This window comes from Thermophilibacter provencensis, assembly GCF_900128445.1.
Taxonomy (GTDB): Bacteria; Actinomycetota; Coriobacteriia; order Coriobacteriales; family Atopobiaceae; genus Thermophilibacter; species Thermophilibacter provencensis.
On record NZ_LT671417.1, the window covers coordinates 580,791 to 601,173 of the forward strand.

At 61.6% G+C, this 20,383-nt stretch carries 20 protein-coding genes, 1 tRNA gene and 1 other RNA gene; 14 read left to right on the top strand and 8 right to left on the bottom strand.

Annotated elements, in window-relative coordinates; translation table 11 throughout:
* Positions 1 to 5 precede the first annotated feature (5 nt).
* Positions 6 to 563, bottom strand: a complete 558-nt coding sequence (locus tag BQ7391_RS02545; RefSeq protein ID WP_075279166.1) for a YcxB family protein — start codon at positions 561 to 563, stop codon at positions 6 to 8.
* A 316-nt stretch (positions 564 to 879) separates the two neighbouring features.
* Positions 880 to 2,694: an adenine deaminase gene (gene ade, locus BQ7391_RS02550; protein ID WP_075279167.1), complete on the bottom strand. Its 1,815-nt coding sequence runs from the start codon at positions 2,692 to 2,694 to the stop codon at positions 880 to 882.
* Positions 2,695 to 2,981: 287 nt separating this feature from the next.
* Here ade and ffs point away from each other — a divergent pair.
* An RNA gene (gene ffs, locus BQ7391_RS02555) (signal recognition particle sRNA small type) lies at positions 2,982 to 3,077 on the top strand.
* Between the two features lie 80 nt (positions 3,078 to 3,157).
* Here the strand turns inward: ffs and BQ7391_RS02560 are convergent.
* A tRNA-Ser gene (locus tag BQ7391_RS02560) sits at positions 3,158 to 3,247 on the bottom strand.
* A 61-nt stretch (positions 3,248 to 3,308) separates the two neighbouring features.
* Here BQ7391_RS02560 and tadA point away from each other — a divergent pair.
* Positions 3,309 to 3,794 (top strand): tRNA adenosine(34) deaminase TadA, encoded by a 486-nt coding sequence (gene tadA, locus BQ7391_RS02565; protein ID WP_075279168.1) that lies wholly within the window; start codon positions 3,309 to 3,311, stop codon positions 3,792 to 3,794.
* Here tadA and BQ7391_RS02570 read toward each other — a convergent pair.
* Positions 3,791 to 4,582, bottom strand: coding sequence for a DeoR/GlpR family DNA-binding transcription regulator (locus BQ7391_RS02570; protein WP_075279169.1), 792 nt, complete (start codon positions 4,580 to 4,582; stop codon positions 3,791 to 3,793). The genes tadA and BQ7391_RS02570 overlap by 4 nt on opposite strands.
* A 226-nt stretch (positions 4,583 to 4,808) precedes the next feature.
* On the opposite strand from BQ7391_RS02570, the gene BQ7391_RS02575 reads away from it, so the two are divergent.
* The 6 genes from BQ7391_RS02575 (at position 4,809) to BQ7391_RS02600 (ending at position 9,204) form a co-directional block, all read left to right on the top strand.
* The gene (locus BQ7391_RS02575; protein WP_075279170.1) at positions 4,809 to 5,537 is read left to right on the top strand and encodes a class II aldolase/adducin family protein; all 729 of its coding nucleotides are present in this window, start codon (positions 4,809 to 4,811) and stop codon (positions 5,535 to 5,537) included.
* The gene (locus BQ7391_RS02580) at positions 5,538 to 5,996 is read left to right on the top strand and encodes a PTS sugar transporter subunit IIA (protein WP_075279171.1); all 459 of its coding nucleotides are present in this window, start codon (positions 5,538 to 5,540) and stop codon (positions 5,994 to 5,996) included.
* 53 nt (positions 5,997 to 6,049) lie between these two features.
* A complete protein-coding gene (locus BQ7391_RS02585) occupies positions 6,050 to 6,352 on the top strand; it encodes a PTS sugar transporter subunit IIB (protein WP_075279172.1) in 303 nt (100 codons plus the stop codon).
* 79 nt (positions 6,353 to 6,431) lie between these two features.
* Complete coding sequence (locus BQ7391_RS02590; protein WP_083662054.1) at positions 6,432 to 7,868, top strand: PTS galactitol transporter subunit IIC; 1,437 nt, start codon at positions 6,432 to 6,434, stop codon at positions 7,866 to 7,868.
* Positions 7,869 to 7,984: 116 nt separating this feature from the next.
* The gene (locus tag BQ7391_RS02595; RefSeq protein WP_075279173.1) at positions 7,985 to 8,659 is read left to right on the top strand and encodes a class II aldolase/adducin family protein; all 675 of its coding nucleotides are present in this window, start codon (positions 7,985 to 7,987) and stop codon (positions 8,657 to 8,659) included.
* 23 nt (positions 8,660 to 8,682) lie between these two features.
* Positions 8,683 to 9,204 (top strand): YcxB family protein, encoded by a 522-nt coding sequence (locus BQ7391_RS02600; RefSeq protein ID WP_159437342.1) that lies wholly within the window; start codon positions 8,683 to 8,685, stop codon positions 9,202 to 9,204.
* Between the two features lie 75 nt (positions 9,205 to 9,279).
* On the opposite strand, the gene BQ7391_RS02605 is transcribed toward BQ7391_RS02600, so the two are convergent.
* From BQ7391_RS02605 to BQ7391_RS02615, 3 genes are all read right to left on the bottom strand, one after another.
* Positions 9,280 to 10,830 (bottom strand): L-lactate permease, encoded by a 1,551-nt coding sequence (locus tag BQ7391_RS02605; protein WP_075279175.1) that lies wholly within the window; start codon positions 10,828 to 10,830, stop codon positions 9,280 to 9,282.
* 102 nt (positions 10,831 to 10,932) lie between these two features.
* On the bottom strand, positions 10,933 to 12,195 hold the full coding sequence (locus BQ7391_RS02610; protein ID WP_075279176.1) for a class I SAM-dependent rRNA methyltransferase: 1,263 nt from the start codon (positions 12,193 to 12,195) through the stop codon (positions 10,933 to 10,935).
* 84 nt (positions 12,196 to 12,279) lie between these two features.
* Positions 12,280 to 13,542 carry a DEAD/DEAH box helicase gene (locus tag BQ7391_RS02615; protein WP_075279177.1) on the bottom strand — a complete coding sequence of 421 codons (1,263 nt, stop codon included), beginning with the start codon at positions 13,540 to 13,542 and terminating at the stop codon, positions 12,280 to 12,282.
* A 73-nt stretch (positions 13,543 to 13,615) separates the two neighbouring features.
* Here BQ7391_RS02615 and BQ7391_RS02620 point away from each other — a divergent pair, with 73 nt between their 5' ends.
* The 5 genes from BQ7391_RS02620 to BQ7391_RS02640 all read left to right on the top strand — a co-directional run bounded on the left by BQ7391_RS02620 (position 13,616) and on the right by BQ7391_RS02640 (position 18,773).
* On the top strand, positions 13,616 to 14,590 hold the full coding sequence (locus BQ7391_RS02620; RefSeq protein ID WP_075279178.1) for a homoserine O-succinyltransferase: 975 nt from the start codon (positions 13,616 to 13,618) through the stop codon (positions 14,588 to 14,590).
* Between the two features lie 315 nt (positions 14,591 to 14,905).
* The gene (locus BQ7391_RS02625; protein WP_075279179.1) at positions 14,906 to 15,346 is read left to right on the top strand and encodes a helix-turn-helix domain-containing protein; all 441 of its coding nucleotides are present in this window, start codon (positions 14,906 to 14,908) and stop codon (positions 15,344 to 15,346) included.
* Positions 15,347 to 15,463: 117 nt separating this feature from the next.
* Entirely contained in the window at positions 15,464 to 17,047 is a 1,584-nt protein-coding gene (locus BQ7391_RS02630) for a serine/threonine protein kinase (protein ID WP_075279180.1), read from the top strand.
* A 109-nt stretch (positions 17,048 to 17,156) separates the two neighbouring features.
* Positions 17,157 to 17,690, top strand: a complete 534-nt coding sequence (locus BQ7391_RS02635) for a hypothetical protein (RefSeq protein ID WP_075279181.1) — start codon at positions 17,157 to 17,159, stop codon at positions 17,688 to 17,690.
* Positions 17,691 to 17,717: 27 nt separating this feature from the next.
* Positions 17,718 to 18,773 (top strand): DUF6591 domain-containing protein, encoded by a 1,056-nt coding sequence (locus BQ7391_RS02640; RefSeq protein WP_075279182.1) that lies wholly within the window; start codon positions 17,718 to 17,720, stop codon positions 18,771 to 18,773.
* Positions 18,774 to 18,775: 2 nt separating this feature from the next.
* Here BQ7391_RS02640 and BQ7391_RS02645 read toward each other — a convergent pair whose 3' ends face one another.
* Positions 18,776 to 18,991, bottom strand: a complete 216-nt coding sequence (locus tag BQ7391_RS02645; RefSeq protein WP_075279183.1) for a helix-turn-helix domain-containing protein — start codon at positions 18,989 to 18,991, stop codon at positions 18,776 to 18,778.
* 246 nt (positions 18,992 to 19,237) lie between these two features.
* On the opposite strand from BQ7391_RS02645, the gene BQ7391_RS02650 reads away from it, so the two are divergent.
* On the top strand, positions 19,238 to 20,344 hold the full coding sequence (locus BQ7391_RS02650) for a DUF4839 domain-containing protein (protein WP_159437343.1): 1,107 nt from the start codon (positions 19,238 to 19,240) through the stop codon (positions 20,342 to 20,344).
* Positions 20,345 to 20,383: the final 39 nt, after the last annotated feature.

Consider the following 20,383-nt stretch of genomic DNA (forward strand, 5'->3'; position numbering starts at 1 on the left):
CGTGCTTATCGCTGGTCTTCGAGGAAGCGGATGAGGTCGCGATAGCGGTTCTCGCTCAGGCAGCGACGGGGGATGTAGACGTAGCGCCTGCGGCCGAAGCTCGCGAGGAGGCACTCATCGGTGGCGCTCACCCACTTGAGGTCGGAGAGCGGGTAGGTTGTCGAGCTGCCGAGGTTGGTCTGCACGTGGACCGCGTCGTCGCAGACGACCACGTGCCTGCGCTCGTTGGGGCCCTCGAGCGCGAGGCTGCCCCGGCGGGCGAGGCGCAGCTGGATGGTGTTCCAGTTGGCCCAGACGTAAAGCAGGGCAAACGCGATGACGGCCAGCACGATGAGCAGAGCGTTGTTGTCCCGGAAGTTCCAGGCGCAGAACACGAGGATCAGCAGGGACGCAAGGTTGACGAAGGTCAGGTACTGCTTGGTGCGCGGGTGGATGCGCTCGGCGGCGCGCGCCAGGACAAGCTCGTTGTAGTCGTACGTCATGGAGGCTCGGACGTTCTCAAAGGCGTCGTCGCTGAACTCGCTTTGCTCACTCCGGCGCCGAACGGCGGACTTCTTTGCCATGCTCACTCCTTTGGGTCGGTGCACCCGATACATCCTATCGCGGCTGTGGAGGTCTTGTCGGCGAGATGTGCTTCGTCGGTGAATATGACCGTTCACCGCAATGTTGCCTCGGTGACGCAACGCATTGGGAATGATATACGCCGTGCAGGGAGCGACGGCACGACGGATTGACGTCCGTGCCGACGCACTGTGTGAGCGTAATTGCTAGGCAGCTGCCAAAAGTGGGGGCCCGGGGCGCGTACGATGCGCCGACGGGCCCTCGTCTATGTGTGTCGGCGGGGCGACATGACGGTTGACCCTGTCACCTTTGTCAGGTCTACTCCACGAGCAGGCTCTCCATCTCGAAGGTGAGGCAGTTCACGTAGCCGCGGTTGGTGAGGCGCAGCTCGGGGACGCACGCGAGCGACATCACGCCCATCGTCATGAAGGGCGAGGGCATCGTGCAGCCCATCTGCTCCCATGCCCTTCTCGCCCCCGCGACCTTCTCGGCGACGACCTCGACGCGCTCGGTGCTCATGAGGCCGCACACGGGCAGCTCCACGAGGGCGAGCACCTTTCCGTCCGCCACCGCGACCTCGCCCCCGCCGCACTCCGCGAGCGTGCGCGCCGCAAGCGCCATGTCCTCGTCGTTGTCGCCCATGACGAGCAGGTTGTGAGCGTCGTGGGAGACGGTCTGCGCGAGCGCCCCGTGGATGCCAAAGCCCGTGACGAAGCCCTGGGAGCGCGTTCCCGCCTCTCCGTGGTGGCGGTCGAAGACGCAGACCTTGAGGATGTCGTGCCCGGGGTCTGCGAGCAGCGCCCCGTCGCGCACGGGCACCTCCACGACGATGTCGCGTGTGAGGGTGTCGCCTGGCTCGATGCCCATGGCGCGCACGCGCGCGGTGCCGTCCGCGCGGCCGCAGGCGTCAAAGCGGAACGTCTCGGGCGTGGGAACGAAGCCGAGTCTCATGGTGTGCGTCATGAAGTCGGGCCACTCGTAGGGCGAGGGCGAGAAGAGGGCGCGGCCGTCCTCGGCCACCAGCTCGCCGTCAATGAAGACCTTACGCGCATGGAAGCCCTCGAGGTCGTCGAGAAGAACGATGTCGGCGCACTTGCCCGGCGTGATCGAGCCCATATCGTGCGCAAGCCCGAAGTACTGCGCGCAGTTGATCGTGGCCATCTGGAGGGCGGTAACCGGGTCGAGCCCAAGCTCGACGGCCGTCCGCAGGATGCGGTCCATGTGGCCCTCGTCCACGAGGGTGTGCGGGTGGTTGTCGTCGGAACAGAGCAGGCACAGGCGCGTGTCAACGCCGCTCGCCACGAGCTGCGGGAGATAGCCGGGCAGGTTGAGCCAGGCCGAGCCCTGGCGCAGCTGCACGTACATGCCCAGGCGGAGCTTTGCGAGCACCTCGTCAAAGCCACCGGACTCGTGACAGGAGGAGACGCCGGCGGCGACGTAGGCGTTGAGGCCGCGGTCTCGGTCGGGGGAGGGGAAGTGCCCGGTGACAACGCGGTCAGCCTTGAGCGTCTCACGCACTTCATCAATCGCGTTCTTCTCGCCCGCAAGGATGCCGGGGAAGTTCATCATCTCCCCGAGGCCGACGACGTTATCCCACGCCATGCTGTCCGCGATGTCCGCCGCGGTGATCTCGGCGCCGGTGTCCTCCACGCCCGTCACGGCCGGCACGCAGGACGGCGGGGTCATCATGGCCTTGAGCGGCGTGCGGCGGGCGTCATCGAACATAGCGCGGACGCCCTCCATGCCGGCAACGTTTCCGACCTCGTGCGGGTCGCAGAAGATGCCGGTGGTCCCGTGCGGCACGACGGCGCGCGCGTATTCGGCCGGGCCGATCATGGCACTCTCGATGTGGATGTGGCTGTCCATGAGGCCGGGGGCGGCGTAGAGGCCGCGCGCGTCCACGACCTGCGTGTCGGGACCGATGCAGTGCTCGGCCGTGTGCTCGCCCAGGCCGAGGTAGGCCACGCGTCCGCGCGCGATGGCAATGTCGGTGTCCGGAAGAACCTCGTGCGTGGTTACGCTCACGAGGTTAGCGTGGCGAATCACGAGGTCGGCGGGACGTGCGCCCTGCGCTACGCGTACGAGCTCGTCGTTGCACTCCCAGAGAGGGGTCTTGCAGAAGTTGTTGCGCATGGGGCCTCCTTGCGATCGGGTTGTGACAAGGGTAGCGCGCCGTCGGGCGGGGATGGCGGCCCATCGGCGGGCGGTTATGGGTCTGGTACCCCGGTCAGCTGCGCATAACCCGACAAATCGGAGGATTATTCCGGTGAAATAGTCAGGTTATGCGCAGCCTGGGACTGCGTGGGTGGCGCCAGGGGAGGGTGTGACGGCGGTGGGCAAACGCGGAGAGCGTTTGCGGCGGGCGAGGCGGCCGCCCTCATGCGCCGCGCGAGCTTCTGCTACACTCATGGGGAGCGCGTTCGATGGGTTCGGGTGACGCAACACCTCGAACCTGGTCAGGGCCGGGAGGCAGCAGCCATAAGGGGCCTCTGGCGGGCACCCGTTCCCATCGAGCGCGCTTGGGCGCCTTGGGCTGCGGCCCGGGGCGCCTTTTGCGTTTCTGAACGTGTGGAAGGCTCGTCAGGGAGAAAGAAGGCGGAGGAGGAGGGATTCGAACCCTCGGAACGGGGGTTACCCGCTCGACGGTTTTCAAGACCGCTGCAATCAACCACTCTGCCACTCCTCCGAGTGTGCGAGCACTAGTATCCTACCCCATGTGGGGAAGATGCGGACGCGAGGGACAAAAGATGGGCGCTGGCGAGAAGGACCTGGGGCCGGATGAGTCCTATATGGGCATGGCCCTCGAGGAGGCCGAGCTGGCCGCTGCCGAGGGCGAGGTGCCCATCGGCGCCGTGGTGGTGTGCGATGGGCGCGTGGTGGCGCGTGCGCACAACCGGCGAGAGGCCGACGCCGACCCGTCTGCCCATGCCGAGTTCTCCGCGATGGTCGCCGCCGCGCGCGAGCTGGGCCGTTGGCGCCTCACGGGCTGCACCGTCTACGTGACGCTTGAGCCATGCCTCATGTGCGCGGGGCTCATGGTGAATGCCCGAATCGACCGCTGCGTGTACGGCGCTTCGGACCCCAAGGGGGGAGCGCTCGGCACGCTTTACGACGTGAGCCATGACCCGCGGCTCAACCATGAGTTCGAGGTTACGGGCGGAGTGCGTGCGGAGGAGGCGGCCAGTCAGCTGAGGGGCTTCTTCCGCGCCCGTCGCGCGGCATCTAAACGCTAGTGCATCGCCGGTGCTGGGCCATTAACTGCGTTGCCGCAGATGATGTCACAGCCGACCTGCTCGACTTTCTCATACCACGCATCGTCGAGCGGGCGGTCGGTAACGATGGCCGTGAGCTCGTCGAACCCGCTGATTCTGACGAACGAGGTCTGGCCGAATTTCGTGTGGTCTGCGACGAGGTAGCGGCGATCGGAGTGCTCGATCATAAGGTGTCGAATGAGCGCCCACTGGTCGGTGGACTCAGTGACTCCGTTGGTCAGGGAGAGCGAGCGGCACGAGATGAACGCCTTGTCCACAAAGTACTCGCGCAGCGTCTTGAGAGCGATGGTCCCATAGAAGGACTGCTCGGTTACCGAGAACTCACCGCCCACGCTTACGAGCCGTATGTTCTCGCTCTTTGAGAACAGGCTTATGATCATGAGGTTGTTGGTGACTACGGTTACGTGCATGTCTGCGATGGCGCGTGCGATGTAGTAGCAGGTGGTCGAGTTGTCCAGGAAGATGGCGTCGCCATTGCTGATGAGTTGCTCGCAGAGCGCGGCGATCTCCTCTTTTTCCTGCTTGTAGGCATTTTTTCTGATCTCGGCGTCGACGAGGTTCTCAACGCCGGACTGGATGAAGGCGCCGCCGTAGGTGCGGATGAGGACCCCCTCCTTCTCCAGGTACTTGAGGTCGCGTCGGATTGTCTCGTCGGTGACCGAGAAGAGCTTGGCAAGAGCTGCGACCGACGCGCTCTTCTTCTCGAGGATGATCTCGCGAATTCTCTGCTTGCGCTCAGCTGCCAGCATAGCGTCTCCAACCTTCTAGCAACTCGATGCTCTGCCTATCATATCCGACGTCTATCGCCTTCTGTCCGGTTTCTTGCAGAACAGCGTTAAACCGCTCACAAGTCAAATGCTACCACTCAAACAATCAACACGATTATAGACACAATCCAAATTGACACAGTAAAAATCAACGATATAGTCAGACAAACCAACACGAACTAATGAAAAACAACAAAGCGAGGTATTCATGAGAGAGGGCGAAGCCGGCGAGGCAATTGTCGGCGCGGGGCGACGTCTGTGCGACGGGGGCTATGTGGTCTCCAACGACGGCAACATCAGCGTGCGACTTGATGACGGGAGCATTCTTATCACGCCATCCGGCGTCTCGAAGGGCGCGCTCAGCCCTGACGAGCTAGTCAGGTTGAGCCTGGAGGGCGAGGTGCTCGCACGAGGGGTCCGTGTCCCCAGCAGCGAGTCAAAGATGCATCTTCGCGTTTACCGGGAGGACCCGTCGGTGGGCGCGGTGGTCCACGCTCATCCTATCTATGCGACATCTTACGCCATAGCGGGCATTCCCCTTGACGACCCGATTCTTTCGGAGGCGATGATTCAGGTGGGCGCTGTCCCTGTTGCAGGGTACGCAAAACCTGGGACGGAGGGCGTACCAGAAAGTGTCGCCCCCTTCGTGCGCGACTACGGAGCGGTTCTTCTTGCCAACCACGGTGCCCTCACATGGGGAGCGTCACTCGATGAGGCGCTGGCCCACATGGAGGTGCTCGAGAACTATGCCCACATCAGCTACATCGTTCGGCAGCTCGGAGGGGGCCGGGGCCTGAGTGAGGCCCAGGTCGCTGAGATGGCGGACGTGCGGGCGGGCTTTGGCCTGCCTCCCGTCAGGATGCCAAGGGGCTTGTCCGTGACGGGAAACGTTAGGCACGTGATGCCTAGGACCAGCGGCGCGGAAGAGGAGAGGTAGATGGTACTCAAGAAAGAGCTAATTGCGGTGGGGGAGTCCTTCTCGTCTCGGGAGGAGGCGCTGCTGACCATCGCCAACCGTTTTGTCGATGCGGGATACGCAAGGGGCAGCTACCCGCAGGCGATTATCGAGAGAGAGCGCGTGTTTCCTACGGGGCTTCCGGCAGAGGCATTTGACATTGCCATCTCGCACTGCGACAGCGAGCACGTACTTGAGAGCGCAATTGGTGTATCTGTGCTCGAGAGGCCCGTAGAGTTCTGCATGATGGGCAACCTGAGCGACGAGCCGCTTCACCCCATAATAATTTTTATGCTTGCAATTAAAGATCCAAAGTGTCAAGTTCCTACACTTCAAAAGATGATGGAAGTTATCCAAAACAAGCACCTGCTTGAGCAGCTGCGGGGCGCGGCGAGTGAGGAGGAGGTGTTTGACCTTCTGGCCCCAGCGCTCAAGAACTGACGCGACAAGTAAGGAAACGGAAGGCAAGCGGATAGAGGGCAAGGAGAGGAACAATGGCCACTAAGATACGGATTCTTTCGGTCTGTGGGTCGGGCGTGGTGACGAGCCACATGGTCGCCAACAAGCTCGTCGAGATGTTCGAGGACGAGGGCTACAGCGTGGACACTGACGAGTGCAACCCCAGTGAGCTCGACGGCTACCTCATGCGCGGTGACTATGACTTCATTGCGTACTCGAGCCCCATCGGTGACCCCAAGGGTACTCCCGCGTTCAGCGCCATGGGTCTCATTACTGGTCTTGGTGAGGATGAGTTCAAGGAAGAAGCTCTCGGGGCTCTCCGTCGAGCGGGCAAGTAGAACGGCGGCGGAAACCAGAATCTAGGGCGAGCGTCGCAACTAGCGAGAGGCGGCGCCGTTCATTAAAGAAGGAGATGACATGGAAGGGTTTCTCAGCGCGCTGAACATGTTCTTTACAACGTTCCAAGCAGCGGTTTTCGTACCGATCTTTATCTTCATTATTGCGGTGGCAATGGGAGTCAAGCCGAAGAAGGCGTTCTTTTCGGCGCTCTCTGCCGGAGTGGGACTCCAGGGCTTCTCTCTGGTAATTGGGTCGTATAGCCCGATTCTCTCGCCGATTATCGACAACATGATTAACAGCGTGGGGATCAATCTGCCCATTGTCGATCTTGGCTGGCAAACGACGTCGATTATCGCTTACTCTTACCAAGTAGGTATGATTTACATTGCCGTTGCTATCGCGCTTCAAGTTATCCTTTACTTGGTCAGATACACAACGGTTTTCCAGGCGGGCGATCTTTGGAATAACTACTCGTACTTTGCTTGGGGCTCTTGCCTCTTCGTCCTGACTGGCAACTTCTGGCTTTCAATGGCGTGCATGGTCGTTCAGCAGCTCTACACGCTCCTTTGTACGGAGATTATCGCCAAGCGCTGGTCGACGTACTACGGGTACCCCAACTGCACTATTGCCTCTCTGCACACGGCCACCGTAGGCATCTTTGCTGTGCCGCTCAACGTGCTGCTTGACAAACTCGGTCTCTATAAGATCAATGCTGATCCTGTGACGCTGCGCCAGAAGCTCGGCTTCATTGGTGAGCCGATGACCTTGGGCCTGTTCCTCGGTCTCTTCATCGGCATCATCGGTGACTTCAACAAGCTGGGCGAGCTCGCCACTTGGGGTGAGATTACTACTTGCGGCATTGCCACTGCTGCCGTCATGGCGGTTTTCCCCAAGGTGTCCGGCATCTTTGCCGGGTCCTTCTCGGCAATTACTGAGGCTGGCAAGAAGAAGATGAAGGCTGCCGGCACCGCCGACCGCGAGTGGTACCTTGCAGTAAACGACGCCACTGGTTACGGTGAGGCGGCAACGCTCATCACTGGCATCCTGCTCATGCCCACAACGCTCATCGTCTCTTTCATCCTTCCTGGCAACCTCGTCCTGCCCATGCTCGATCTTGTTGCAATCCCATATATCATTCAGCCCTTCGTTGCATGCTCCAACGGGAACATTCTCAAGTCGTTCATCGGCGGCCTGCTGTTTATGATTGCCAACCTCTACATGTGCACGCTCACGGGCGCGGCGTTCACTGAGGTTGCCGTCTCTACCGGCATTGACCTTCAGGGAGCGACGATGATCACCTCACTGGTCATTCTCGGCCAGCCGGTCGGCGCGGTGATTTTCCTCGCCTTTCTGACCCAAAATCCCATCGTGATTGGTGCGGTCATCGTTGTGTATGTCGTGGCATATGTCCTAGTGCACAAAAACATGGACGCCATTCACGAGTTCATCGAGAACAGCGCGCTCAACCATGCTGTGGGTAGGGTTGCATCGACTGAGGTCGAGCCCAGGGGCTAGGAGGAAGAATCGCGTGGCGGGACGCTGGGTTCTTGGGTCGAGCTGCGGTTTGCATTTCGATTCGGCGTCCCGCTCCGCGTAGAGCCGCTCACGCAAACGAAGAATGGAGAAGGATTATGGTGCGGGACGGAAGGGTGAGAAGCGACTATAAGACCCTCGTCAAGGAGGCGGGCGCCCGAATGCTGGACAGCGGGCTTACCGTTGCCACATGGGGTAACGTCAGCTTCTGTGACCGCGAGAACGGCCTGCTTTACATTACGCCAAGTGGGATGGACTACCACCAGATTGTCGAGGATGACATCTGCGTGTTCGATATGTCGGGAAATCATATCGAGGGCAATCGGCGCCCTTCGATTGAGCTCAAGATGCACTTGGGGGTTCTCAATGCACGGCAGGAGGCGGCGGCGTGCGTCCACACGCATCCAATCTTCTCGACGGTTTTTTCCACTGCAGGCGAGAATATTCCCATTGACGTGCACGATGAGGCTGCTCAAGCGCTCGGCGACACGATTAGGTGCTGTCGCACGTACGCGTTGCCCGGCACCGAGGAGTTGGCAGAGTGCGCGCGCGAGGCGCTCGGCGAGCATGCCAACGCCTGCATGTTGAGGAACCACGGCCTCGTGTGCATCGGTAAGGACATGGAGGCGGCATTCAAGGTGTCGACGGTGGTTGAGATGGTGAGTGAGATTCTTTGGCGAGTTAGGGCGATGGGGCGCGACTACGTTCCCATATCGATGGATAACGTCGTGGCCATGCAGGAGTTCGTCAAGACCGGTTACGGTCAGTATTAGACGTATGAGGTGACGAGCGGATGATGCCAGAGAGCTATGCGTTTTCGTTTAGGGTGGACGCTGAGACATTCAGAAGAGCGCTCTACTTTAATACGTTCTTTAAGCAGCGCCTGCAAGTGGTGCTTGTCGCCATTATGTGGCTGATCGGCGCCGGCATTGCTGTGGCTGGATTGGCGTTGCACCATGAGCTCTCTAATGTGATGTGGCTTTGTGGCACCGTACTTCTCGTTACCCTCCCGCTGCTGATCTTTTCCTGCGAACACGGCTATCGGCAGTATCGGGACTCTGGTCTGGCGTCCAAGTGCAGGCGTATGAGCCTGAGCGACTGCTGGCTCAAGCTTGGAGTTTCTGGCGTCCCCGATTCGGAAAAGCTCGAGTGGAGACAGGTCTCTTCGGCATTTGAGCTTTCCGACATGTTCATCATTTACCGCGACGCCAACCTTATGGTTGTGCTTCCAAAATCCAGCATGACCTCAGCTGAGGAAGATGGAGTCAGAGGGGTTCTTGCATACCGCCTTGGGAAAGCGTTCCACAACCGGACGTAGGCGAGGGGGTGAGGAGGGGCCGTTCCTTCCCCCCTCTGCCCGTCGCCCGGCGGAACGGCTTGCCGCTAGCTGACGCTACAGCACGAGTGACCCCACGTATACAAGAATCGCCATGGCGATGGCAAAGCCGAAGGCGTACTTGGCAATCTTGCCAAGGATTTCGCCGTCCTTGCCCACGAGCCCGCAGGCGGCGCAGCCGATGGCGATGTTCTGCGGGGAGAGCATCTTGCCCGCGGAGACGCCAAGAGAGTTGGAGGCGACGAGCCAGGTGGGGTCGACGCCGATGGACTGCGCGGCGCTGAGCTGCACGTTGCCGAAGAGGACCTCGCTCGAGGTGCCGGAGCCGGTGACAAAGGTTCCAAGCGCGCCGAGCAGCGGCGCGACGAGCGGGTAGAAGCCACCGAGCGTGCCCACGAAGAACGCCGCGATGCTTGCGATCATGCCGGAGTAGCCCATGATCTTGGCGCAGGCAAGCACGCCGAGCATGGTGAGGATGGTCTTGCCCATCTGCCTGCACGTGTCGAGGAGCACCTGCAGCAGCTCACGCACGCTGCATCCCTGAATGAGGCCGCCAACGATACCGCAGACGATGATGATCACGCCCGGGGTGTCGATCCAGGTGAAGGTGAGGGTTGCCGTGGGGTCGCCCGCGTAGATGTTGACCGTTGTGGCAATGGACGAAAGCGGCTCGTAGATGGCGGGAACGAGCTGGCTTGTGAGCAGGAGCGCGACGAGGATGAGGATGAACGGGGACCAGGCGAGAAGAATCTGCAGCGCCGGGCCGCCAAAGCCCTCGTAGTGATGAACGTTGGTGAGCCGGTACTCGTCGGGCGCCTCCCCGCCGCGCAGGGTGAGCGCAAAGAGGAACGTCGCCACGAGGGAGCATGTTGCCGCAACCACATCGGCGAGGGTGGGGCCCACGAACTGAGCGGCGGCGATCATGGGAAGCCCGAAGGAGAGGCCCGCGACAAGTGCGGCGGGCAGCGCGCCCCTGAGCGCCCTGGGTCCGCCCCCGACGAGCATGACCATGAGAATCGGGCAGGCGATGACGAAGGGGAGGACCTGGACCGCCTGCGTGAAGGCGAGCTGGAACGCGTCGATGCCCGTGATGGAGGCGAGCGTGGTGGTGGGGATGCCGATGGAGCCGAACATCGTTGGCACGCCGTTGGCGATCAGGCACGCGAGAATCGCGGTCACGGGCGAGACGCCGAGCGCCACAAGCATGCTCGCAGGGATGGCAACTGCGGTGCCGAAGCCCGCCATGCCCTCGAGAAATCCGCCGAAGCACCAGGCGATGAGCAGCGTGAGGATGCGCCTGTCGTCGGAGACCGAGCAAAGCATGGCCTTGATGGTCTCCATGCCGCTTGTGTGAACGGTAACGTTGTAGGTGAACACGGCGGCTATGATCACGATGACGATGGGCCAGATTGCCATAGCAAAGCCCTCGAGAGCTGCCGTCGCCATGTTGATGGGCGTCATCCCCCACCCGAGCATCGCGCAGGCGGCGGCGACGACGAGCGCGCCGAGGCTTGCCACGTATGCCTCCATGTGCAGCCCGCACAGCGCGATGACAAGCCAGATGATGGGGGCGAGTGCGAGGACAAACATGCCAAAGAGCTCGAGCATTGCAACTCCCGTGGTCGCGCGTCAGTCAATCAGCATATAAATGTAGCACTCGACGGGCGACGACCCGGGACCGATTTCAGATATGTTCGCCGACGGGGGGCCCTACACCACCTGAAAGACGAAGAAGTCCAGGTAGTGGCTTTCGGGGAAACCCCAGAGGATGGGGTGATCGGGCGCCTGCTGACGCTCCTCAACCTGCTTGAGCTGTACGTTTGCCTGATGTGCGGCCTCGGCGATCGCCTTGGCGAGAAGGTCGCGCGTCATGAAGTGGGAGCAGCTGCAGGTGGCGAGGTAGCCACCGCGGGGCAGCAGGCGCAGGGCCTCGAAATTGATCTCCCGGTAGCCGCGCGCAGCGTGCGAGACGGTGCCGCGGCTCTTGGTGAATGCCGGCGGGTCCAGCACGATGAGGTCGAACGGGCCGCCCTCCTCGCGCAGCCGGGCGCGGTTCCGGGCGAGCTCGGGCAGGTAGTCGAGGACGTTCGCGCAGGTGAAGTCCATGCGGCCATCTAGGCCGTTGAGGCGGGCGTTCTCGTGCGCGAGTTCGATCGCGGTCTCACTCACGTCGACGCACCGCACGAACTCCGCGCCACCCGCCGCCGCGTTCAGGCCAAAGGGGCCCACGTGGCAGAAGCAGTCGAGCACGCGCCGGCCGGCCGCAGCCTGGCGCACGGCGCGGCGGTTGTACTTCTGGTCGAGGAAGAAGCCGGTCTTTTGGCTGTTCTCCAGGTCAAGATTAAAGCGCAGACCGTTCTCGCGCACCATAAGGCGCGCGGTCTCCGGTGCGGGCAGCCCGTCCCACCAGCCCTTGTACTGCGGCAGCCCCTCCTTGGCGCGCGCGGCGCCATCGTTGCGCTCATAGACGGCGTCGATCTTCTCGCCGTCCGCGGCGAGGGCGTCTACGAGCGCGCGATACACGACGGGGCGCAGGCGCTCCATGCCCACGGTGCCCACCTGCGTTACCAGCACGTTCTCGTAGCGGTCGGCCACGAGGCCCGGCAGACCGTCGGCCTCGGAGAAGACCACGCGGCAGCAGGTGGTGTCCGGCTCGGCGCCGGGCAGGCCGCGACCTCCCAGGGTCGTGCGGCGGTGCTGCCAGGCCCACGCGATGCGGCGCGCCCAGAAGGCGTCGTCAAAGCGGTCGTTGGCGTTGCGGCTCACGATGCGCACGCGAATCTTTGACTCCTGGGAGAGCAGTCCAGCGCCCTGCCACGTGCCGTTCTCCTCGAAGACGTCCACGATCGAGCCGTTTTCCGCGCGCTCTGCGGTGATGACCTCGCCCTCGAAGACCCACGGGTGACCACCGGCGAGCGATCGCGCCGCCTTGCGGGTGACTGTGACGCGCGGGTACGGACGCGCCTGCTTCATACGTCCTCCTGTATGTGAATTGGGGACAGTCCCCAATTCACATAAATGATTTGTGCAAATTGGGGACTGTCCCCAATTTGCAGGCTAGTAGTGACGGCCGTAGCGGCCACCGGCGATGCCGCGGCCGCGGCTGCGCGAGCCGGCGAACATCGTGCGCGTGGACCGCTTGGTCGGGCGGTCTGCCTGCGGGACGATGCGTCCGGAGTCATAGGTGAAGCCGTCGAGGTCCCACACCGGCACGAGCTTCTTGGTGAAGTACTCGATCTCGCGCAGGGGGCTGATCTCGTCCGGCGCCACGAAGGTGTAGGCGTGGCCGGTGGCGCCCGCGCGGCCCGTGCGGCCGATGCGGTGGACGTAGTCCTCGGGGTCCATGGGGACGTCGAAGTTCACCACGGCGTCGATGCCGGAGACGTCGATGCCACGGCTCATGACGTCGGTTGCTACAAGGACCTGGACCTTGCCCTCGCGGAACCTCTCGAGCGCGCGCTCGCGGGCCTTCTGCGGACGGTCGGCGTGCATAACGTCGACCTTGACGCCGGCGGCCTTGAGCGTCTTGGAGACGTCGTCCACGCGGTGCTTGGTGCGGCAGAAGACCAGCACGCGCTCGGGCTTCTCCCCCGCTGCGCCGCCGGTGTCCAGGAGGGCGCGCAGAAGCTCGGTCTTCTGGCCCTGGGTGATTGGGCAGAGGTGCTCCTCCACGGTGTCCGCGGTCTCTCCGACGCGGGCGATCTCCACGGTGGCGGGGTCGGTGAGCAGCGCGTCGATGGTGGACTTGATCGACGGCGGGATGGTGGCCGAGAAGAGCAGCGTCTGGTGCTCGGCGGGCAGCGCGTGCATGATGCGGCGCACGCTCGGCCAGAAGCCCATGTCCAGCATGCGGTCCGCCTCGTCGAGCACAAGGACCTTGACCTGCCTCAGGCTCACGTGGTTGTGCTCCATCAGGTCGATGAGGCGTCCGGGGGTGGCGACGAGCAGGTCGCAGCCGCGCTCGAGCTCCTTGATCTGGCGGTCGAACTTGGCGCCGCCCATGACGATGACCGCACGCTGGCCGGTCTTCTCGCATACCACGGAGACGACCTTCTCGATCTGAGCCGCGAGCTCGCGCGTGGGCGTGACCACGAGCGCGTGCGGGCCCTTGCCCTTGGCGCCGGCCACGAGCTGCAGTGCGGGCAGCGCGAAGGCCGCGGTCTTGCCCGTGCCCGTCTGAGCGGAGGCCACGATGTCACGGCCTGTGAGGACCACGGGGATGGCCTGCTCTTGGACGGGGGTGGGGGTGGTGAAGCCGAGGGCGTCCACCCCGGCGAGAATCTGCTCGTTTAGCCCGAGCTCGGCGAATGTAGTAGTCATGGGGCTAAGTATAAAGCATGGGCGGCTTGGCGTGGGTATACTGGACAGGTTAAGCCGCAGAAACGGAGTCCGCATGCCCATCAACATCCCCGACGGCCTGCCCGCCAAGACCATCCTCCAGCAGGAGCGCATCTTTGCGCTTGAGGAGGAGGTGGCCAGCCACCAGGAGATCCGCCCGCTGCGCGTGGCGATCTTGAACCTCATGCCCACCAAGATCGAGACCGAGACCCAGATCCTGCGCCTCATCTCCAAGTCCCCGCTGCAGGTGAGCTGCGATTTCATGCGCGTCTCCACCCACGAGTCCACGCACGTCTCGCAGGACCACCTGGTCAAGTTCTACGACACGTTCGACTCTTTCCGCGATAAGAACTACGACGGCCTGATCATCACTGGCGCGCCCGTGGAGCACCTCGAGTACGAGGAGGTCGACTACTGGGACGAGTTCTGCAAGATCGTGGACTGGAGCCAGGAGCACGTGTTCTCGACGATGTTTTTGTGCTGGGGCGCGCTGGGCGCCCTCTGGCACCTCTACCAGATTCCCAAGCGCCAGCTCGGCGCCAAGCTCTTCGGCGTCTTCAAGCAGCGCCTCTGTGACGAGTACAGCTTCCTCACCAACGGCTTTGACGAGGTGCACTACATGCCGCACAGCCGTCACGCTGCCATCGACACCGGCGAGCTGGCCAAGCACCCCGAGCTCTGCACGCTCTCCGAGGGCTTCACGAGCGGCCCGTCACTGCTGGCTACGCGCGACTTCCACGAGGTCTATGTGACCGGCCACTTTGAGTACGGCCGTGACACCCTTGCCGATGAGTTCTGGCGCGACTTCCACAGGGGCCTCCCCATCCGCGTGCCTGAGAACTACTTCCCGGACGACGACCCCGAGAAGCAGCCGCTCTTCACCTGGCGCGCGCACGCCAACCTGCTGTATCGCAACTGGCTCAACTGGGTCTACCAGATGACGCCGTATGACCTGGACGAGATTCCGGCCGCGATTGCCGATCTGCGCGCGCGGAGCACGGCCGCGACCGGTCACGTGGACAAGTTTTAGGCGGCTTTTGGGGCCGCTCCTTCTGCAGTTGGCGGGATAGTGCGAAACAATCGGCGCTCCGTCTGCAATCAGCGGGATAGTGCGAAGGGTTTTCAGCGGGGTGCCGAGTAGGCGCCTCGCCGTTTCCTGCGAAAACGCGGATGTCGAGTGGCCGAAATCGCCTGCTTGAGCAAAAATGCCTTCACACTATCCCGCTGACTGCACGTCCGCTGGTCGATATTTCGCACTATCCCGCTCATTGCAAGCACACGCTCCGCGCATCATGATGGTGGACGGGGAGGGCCTCGTCCCGTCGTACGAGAAAGGTGATGCGCCATGTCCAATGAGCGTCTGACAGAGGAGCTGCTTGAGCGCCTGCTGGCGTCGTCGACGCCGGAGGCCTATCTCGACGAGGGCCTGACCGTCGACCGCGAGCTTCCCGACTACCTCTTCCAGCTGCTTGGCGAGAAGGGCATGAAGCGCTCCGAGGTGGTGCGCGCCTCGGGCCTCAACAGCACGTTCGTCTACGACGTCTTCAACGGCGACAGCCGCCTTGGGCGCGACAAGGCCATCATGCTGGCACTTGGCATGGGGTGTACCCTGCGGGAGGCCCAGCGGCTGCTGCGCCTTGATGGCGTCTCCGAGCTCTGGGCGAAGAACCGTCGCGACGCCGTGATCATCTGGTGCGTGGAACACGGCTATAGCCGAACTCAGACGGATGACGAGCTGTACCGCCTAGGCGAGAAGACCCTGCTGGGCACCGGCCCGCTCCGTTAGCCGCCGGCGCGCCAGACGCACGCCGCTCATTCAGTTGCGAACTGAGGAATCAGTCCATGACTGAATATAACCTTTGCTATTGTTGGCTGAGTGTGGGGACGAGCGGATGGCGCTGAGGTGAACGACGAGCAGGTCATGCATGCCATGGGCATAGACGACGCATATCACGTGGAGCGCGTGCTTGCCAGCGGAGCCGGTGGCACAACGGAGCTCGTGACCTTGGACGGGTCCGGCCCGTTTGTTCGGAAGCGCATCCCCGCCAAGCTGGCGCGCCGCGGCGTGTGGGCGACGCTCGCAGAGTGCGACTCGGCCCGCCTGCCACGCGTCGAGGCAACCTACGAGATGCCCCGAGAGTTCGTTGTGGTGTGCGACTACGTTCCAGGAGAGAATCTCGAGCAGATGGTCGCCTCCCGCGGGCATCTTGACGAGAAAGGCGCGCTGCAGATTGTGGCCCAGCTTTGCGAGGCGGTCGGCGCCCTTCACGCGCGCGGGATCATCCACCGCGACATCTCGCCCGCGAACGTAATCGTGGCCGCGGACGGCGCGCACCTCATCGACCTGGGGATTGCTCGCTTTAGGGTGGAGGGCGCCACGCGCGATACCACTCAGCTTGGCACGTACGGATTTGCGTCTCCCGAGCAGTATGGTTTTGCCCAGACCGACGCCCGGTCGGACGTCTACTCGCTTGGCCGCATGCTCGGCTACCTGCTCACAGGCGTCATGCCGGCAGAGGGCGAGAAGTACGAGGCCGCGCTCGAGGACGACTCTCTGATCTCGCCGGACCTGCGTGCGGTCATCCAGCGCGCAAGTGCGATGGAGCCGAGCGCGCGCTACCAGAGCGCCGAGGCCTTTGCGGCGGCGCTGAACGGCAAGGAGGTTGCCGAGCCAGAGCCGCCTGCCGACTCGGTGGAGCCGCCGGCGTTTGAGCCTGCGCCGCGGATGCGCAACTGGGTGAAGGTTCTTCTCGCCGTGATGGCGGCCGTGGCGTTCGTGGCTGCGGTGGCAATTCTCCTGACGCAGACGTTCGGGGCTGGCGAGAAGGGCGTGGACGCTCCGCCCACGGACGAGCCTGCGGCGAGCGTGACCACGGATGACGCGCCCGCCGGGGGCGACGCGCCCGCGACTGAGGCCGTTGACCTCGAGATTGTCGAATCCGGGTGGTCAGTGGACTCGCAGGGCTACGTGCATTACGCGGTCGGGCTGCGAAACAACGGGGACGCCACTATTGATAACCCCGGGTATACGGTGACTGGTCGCGATGAATCTGGAAGAGTGGTCTTCTCTGACGAGCAGCGTGTTTTTGCTGTTCCGGCTGGTGAGACGATCTATTTTGGGTCGTTGACCGGAAACGGCACCGCGCCGACCTCCGTTGACTTTTCTCTCATGGGCGTCGATCAGGATCAGATCAGGCCCGAGATGGACGTACCCGTCTTCTCCGTACTCGACGCCGGCATCGTCGAGGGCACCCTCGGGGGCTTTAGCGTCGTGGGAGAGATTGAGACTGAGCACGCGGGCGATGAGAGCATCGGCATGGGTGACGCTCTGGTTGCCGTGGTTCTCCGCGATGCGGGCGGCAACATCGTTTATGGCGCGCTGACCTTTGTGGGACGTCCTGACGAGGGCGAGTCGACCCCGTTTGAGATTAACGTCGCCGATGACGTGGATTACGCGACATATGAGGTGTACACGCAGGCGTGGTAAGGCGCGGCGGTTCGGCTGCCTTGACCGTTCACGTAATTCAGTTGGCAACTGAGGAATTGCTTCAGCCCTCCTTTCAGAATGGGCGTCAACCTTCTGAAAGGAGTTTGGAATGGGCGCGAAGAACGTGGAGACGAAACGCGTTGCGGTTATCGCGACGATTATCGCGGCGGCTCTGTTAGTAGTGGCGTTCTTCCTGCCGTATGCGGCAGGAACGCAGGAGTTCCGCGATGGACTGGACTTAATGTCCGCCAATCCCTACTCCGAGACTCTGGGCATGAGTAATGAGGATCTCACCGACATCTCGCTCTTCGAGTACGCGCAAATCTACGGCTCGTCTATTGATCTTGGTATGGGCGAGACGTTTGCGATGGTTTACGTTCCGCTGACGGTGGCGCCGGCGGTGCTCGGCGCGCTGACGCTGCTGTTCGCGCTGCTGCGCAAGCCGATTCCCGCGATTGTGTTCTCTGTGTTTACGGTGGCCATGACGCTCCTTTTGAGTTGGGACTTCGAGGACCGCGGCGTTATCCCCAGCGACAGCTACGACTGGGGCGTCGCGAAGTGGGTGTATCTGCTGGCGGGCATTGTTGTGGTTGCATGCGCGGTGTGGCAAATCGTGCTGCGCAGGCAGTCAAAGAAGGCATAGGGAGCTCGAGCAAGAGGAGTGGCAGTCATGAAGCGGATAATTCGGACCTTGTGCGCAGCTGCAATGGTTGTGACGCTTGCGGCATGCGGTGGCGGCGGTGATGGCGGGGAACCCGCTCCCCAGCAAGCTCCCTCGAGCGAATCCGAGAGCACTGCTCCAGCAAATAGCCTCGAGGAGATAATCCAACGCGCCCAGGCTGACTTCGTCGAAACAAGTCAGAAGCTGCTTGACGAGCAGGAGAAGGTGTTCTCTGAGGTTGGAGACGGCTACGAGGACTACCTTGCCAACATCGACATGATTCAGGCGTGGTACGAACTGTCCATTAGCGAGACGGAGGCACTTGGCGAGCGCGCTGTCGAGTATGGGCGCGAATACTACAAGGCGGTTGTCGACAACGTTGACGTGACGGACGATCGCGAGCTCGACAAGGCGACCGAGGAGTTCTACGACACCGTTTATGAGGACGCGTACGACGATTATTACGACGCCATCTACGAGGATGCATACGATGAAATGTATGACACGTACTACGATGGCATTATTCATGATGCGTACGACACGACCCCGTACGACGAGTGGTCAGATACGTCCAGCGATGCATATGAGGCGTACTCTGACGCTCGAAGTGACGTCTATGAGGCAATTTCCGACGGCCGTTCCGATGTGTACAGCGACTACTCCGATGTGCGTAGCGCTTTTTACTCAAATGACTTTGATGTAGAGGGAATCTTTGCCCCCGTACAGACGAATGAGGGGGGCAAGGAGAGTGATGCGGCAGAACCCGTGGCTGATTCCTCTGAAGACGGTGCTGTGGATGCCTCGGCTGTTGATCCGACGTTCAAGGAGACAATGGACGGGTATGAGGCGTTCTTCGGCGAGTACGTCGAATTCATGAGGGCATATGAGGCTGACCCCACTTCGGTTGAGCTCATTGGACAGTACTCAGATTTGATGACAAGGTATACGGAGACCATAAACGCGCTGGGGGAGATCGACGAAGACTCCCTGACGCCGGCCGATGCCGCATATTATGCCGAAGTGACTGCGCGCATATATGAGATGTTGGCCGAGGTTGGACAATAGGGCTAGCAGTCGATTAGGCTGCGCGCCGGGACATCAAGAGCTTTTGCGATGCGGATAAGGACGTCAATGCCAACGTCAGCCGTTCCTGTCTCGATTTTCCAGAGATAGGAACGGCTCGTGCCCGACATGAGCGCGAGCTGTCGCTGAGATATGCCGCACCGGGTGCGCTCGGCGCGTATTCGGGCACCGATGGCCCGCTTCTCTTCCGCATTGTCCATGCGGGAAAGGATAGAAGCGGTACCATTGGCTCATGCTCTCTATAGAGAGCCGATTCATACGGATGAATGGAGCGAATGTTGTCTAGCTTCGGGTATCGGGCCATTCGTGGCCTGTCATGCATGCTCCTTACGGCGGCCATGGCCCTATCTCTTATTGGCTGCTCGGAAGGTCAGGCGGAGGCAGAGTCCAACCGAGGGGATGAATCAAGCGTATCCATTACCGTTGAGTGCGAGTCAAATATCTTATTGAGCAAGTACGACATTGCCGTTTATGTTGACGCGGACTCTTTGGGGACTCTTGACCATGGGACAACCAAGACATTTGAGGCGACCCTGGCCGACGGGGACCATGAGCTGAGATTCGCAAAAGAAGATGACGGAAACGTTGATGGATCGGTGGGGATATCCATCAACGGTGATACGTCGCTCAAATATCGAGTTAAGTGCACCTCTTCCCAAGTAGAGATTGAGCAGATTGATTCGGTTTCCCCGCCGATTTCGTCCGACGAGGCATCGGCGAAATATCACGATGAGCTCTATCGCGCATTCGAAGACGCGGGATTCACCAATATAAGAGAAGAAGAGTTGCGTGATTTGACGCCGGACCAAAGTGGCAAGAACTGGCTTGTGGGGAGCATCTCCATTGGGGGCGTGGAGAGCTTCAGCGTGCAGGATGCGTTTGCCGCTGATGATGAGGTCGTAATTAGCTATCACGTTCTCGCGGACCTCAATCCTCCCGCCTCTTCTGATGAGCTTGAAGGAATGGGCTACGAAAACGTTGTTGAGCTGTTTGAGGGCGCCGGATTCATCAATGTGACGACTGCGTTGACGAGTGCTTCCGGAGTTGGCGGAACGGTCTCCTCCGTGAAGATCGGAGGCGTTCTCGGGTCATCTGACTTCACAACAAGTGATTCATTCTCCTTTGACGCGGGAGTTGAGATTACGTATTACGAAGGCGCTTCAACATCGGACGAGCCGACGCAGCCCTCTACCGAGGAGGTCCCCGAAGAGGACCTCAGCTCGCTGCTCTCCTCAAGCGATACTGATGCCAGTTGGTTTAGCTCTGCGTATCGGGGCAGGACCATCACCTTTGATGGCTGGGTTGCCAACATGGTGAACCACGAAAACTATGACACCCGTTACGACGTACTTATCCTCGCAGGAGATAACGGCGTAAGTCCAATGACAGGGCCAAACTTCAGACTCACAGACGTGAACTTCTATGACATGAACGTGACAAACGCTGACTCGCTCCGCGGAGGCGACAATATCACCATTACTGCAATCGTCGGCGAGTACAACTCAACAGCGGACTGGCTTGAGCTTGACCCGGTGTCTATTTCGGTTCGTTAAGGAGCCCATGATGTATTGCCCAAGTGTTGAGGGCCTTCG

Excerpts from the sequence above, each read along its gene's own strand:
- BQ7391_RS02585 (WP_075279172.1), top strand. The coding sequence starts at position 6,050 with ATGGCCACTAAGATACGGATTCTTTCGGTCTGTGGGTCGGGCGTGGTG.
- BQ7391_RS02600 (WP_159437342.1), top strand. The coding sequence starts at position 8,683 with ATGCCAGAGAGCTATGCGTTTTCGTTTAGGGTGGACGCTGAGACATTC.
- BQ7391_RS02625 (WP_075279179.1), top strand. The coding sequence starts at position 14,906 with ATGTCCAATGAGCGTCTGACAGAGGAGCTGCTTGAGCGCCTGCTGGCG.
- BQ7391_RS02590 (WP_083662054.1), top strand. The coding sequence starts at position 6,432 with ATGGAAGGGTTTCTCAGCGCGCTGAACATGTTCTTTACAACGTTCCAA.
- BQ7391_RS02545 (WP_075279166.1), bottom strand. The coding sequence starts at position 563 with ATGGCAAAGAAGTCCGCCGTTCGGCGCCGGAGTGAGCAAAGCGAGTTC.
- BQ7391_RS02640 (WP_075279182.1), top strand. The coding sequence starts at position 17,718 with ATGAAGCGGATAATTCGGACCTTGTGCGCAGCTGCAATGGTTGTGACG.
- ade (WP_075279167.1), bottom strand. The coding sequence starts at position 2,694 with ATGCGCAACAACTTCTGCAAGACCCCTCTCTGGGAGTGCAACGACGAG.
- BQ7391_RS02580 (WP_075279171.1), top strand. The coding sequence starts at position 5,538 with ATGGTACTCAAGAAAGAGCTAATTGCGGTGGGGGAGTCCTTCTCGTCT.
- BQ7391_RS02610 (WP_075279176.1), bottom strand. The coding sequence starts at position 12,195 with ATGAAGCAGGCGCGTCCGTACCCGCGCGTCACAGTCACCCGCAAGGCG.
- BQ7391_RS02575 (WP_075279170.1), top strand. The coding sequence starts at position 4,809 with ATGAGAGAGGGCGAAGCCGGCGAGGCAATTGTCGGCGCGGGGCGACGT.
- BQ7391_RS02615 (WP_075279177.1), bottom strand. The coding sequence starts at position 13,542 with ATGACTACTACATTCGCCGAGCTCGGGCTAAACGAGCAGATTCTCGCC.
- tadA (WP_075279168.1), top strand. The coding sequence starts at position 3,309 with ATGGGCGCTGGCGAGAAGGACCTGGGGCCGGATGAGTCCTATATGGGC.
- BQ7391_RS02605 (WP_075279175.1), bottom strand. The coding sequence starts at position 10,830 with ATGCTCGAGCTCTTTGGCATGTTTGTCCTCGCACTCGCCCCCATCATC.
- BQ7391_RS02645 (WP_075279183.1), bottom strand. The coding sequence starts at position 18,991 with ATGGACAATGCGGAAGAGAAGCGGGCCATCGGTGCCCGAATACGCGCC.
- BQ7391_RS02620 (WP_075279178.1), top strand. The coding sequence starts at position 13,616 with ATGCCCATCAACATCCCCGACGGCCTGCCCGCCAAGACCATCCTCCAG.
- BQ7391_RS02595 (WP_075279173.1), top strand. The coding sequence starts at position 7,985 with ATGGTGCGGGACGGAAGGGTGAGAAGCGACTATAAGACCCTCGTCAAG.
- BQ7391_RS02635 (WP_075279181.1), top strand. The coding sequence starts at position 17,157 with ATGGGCGCGAAGAACGTGGAGACGAAACGCGTTGCGGTTATCGCGACG.
- BQ7391_RS02570 (WP_075279169.1), bottom strand. The coding sequence starts at position 4,582 with ATGCTGGCAGCTGAGCGCAAGCAGAGAATTCGCGAGATCATCCTCGAG.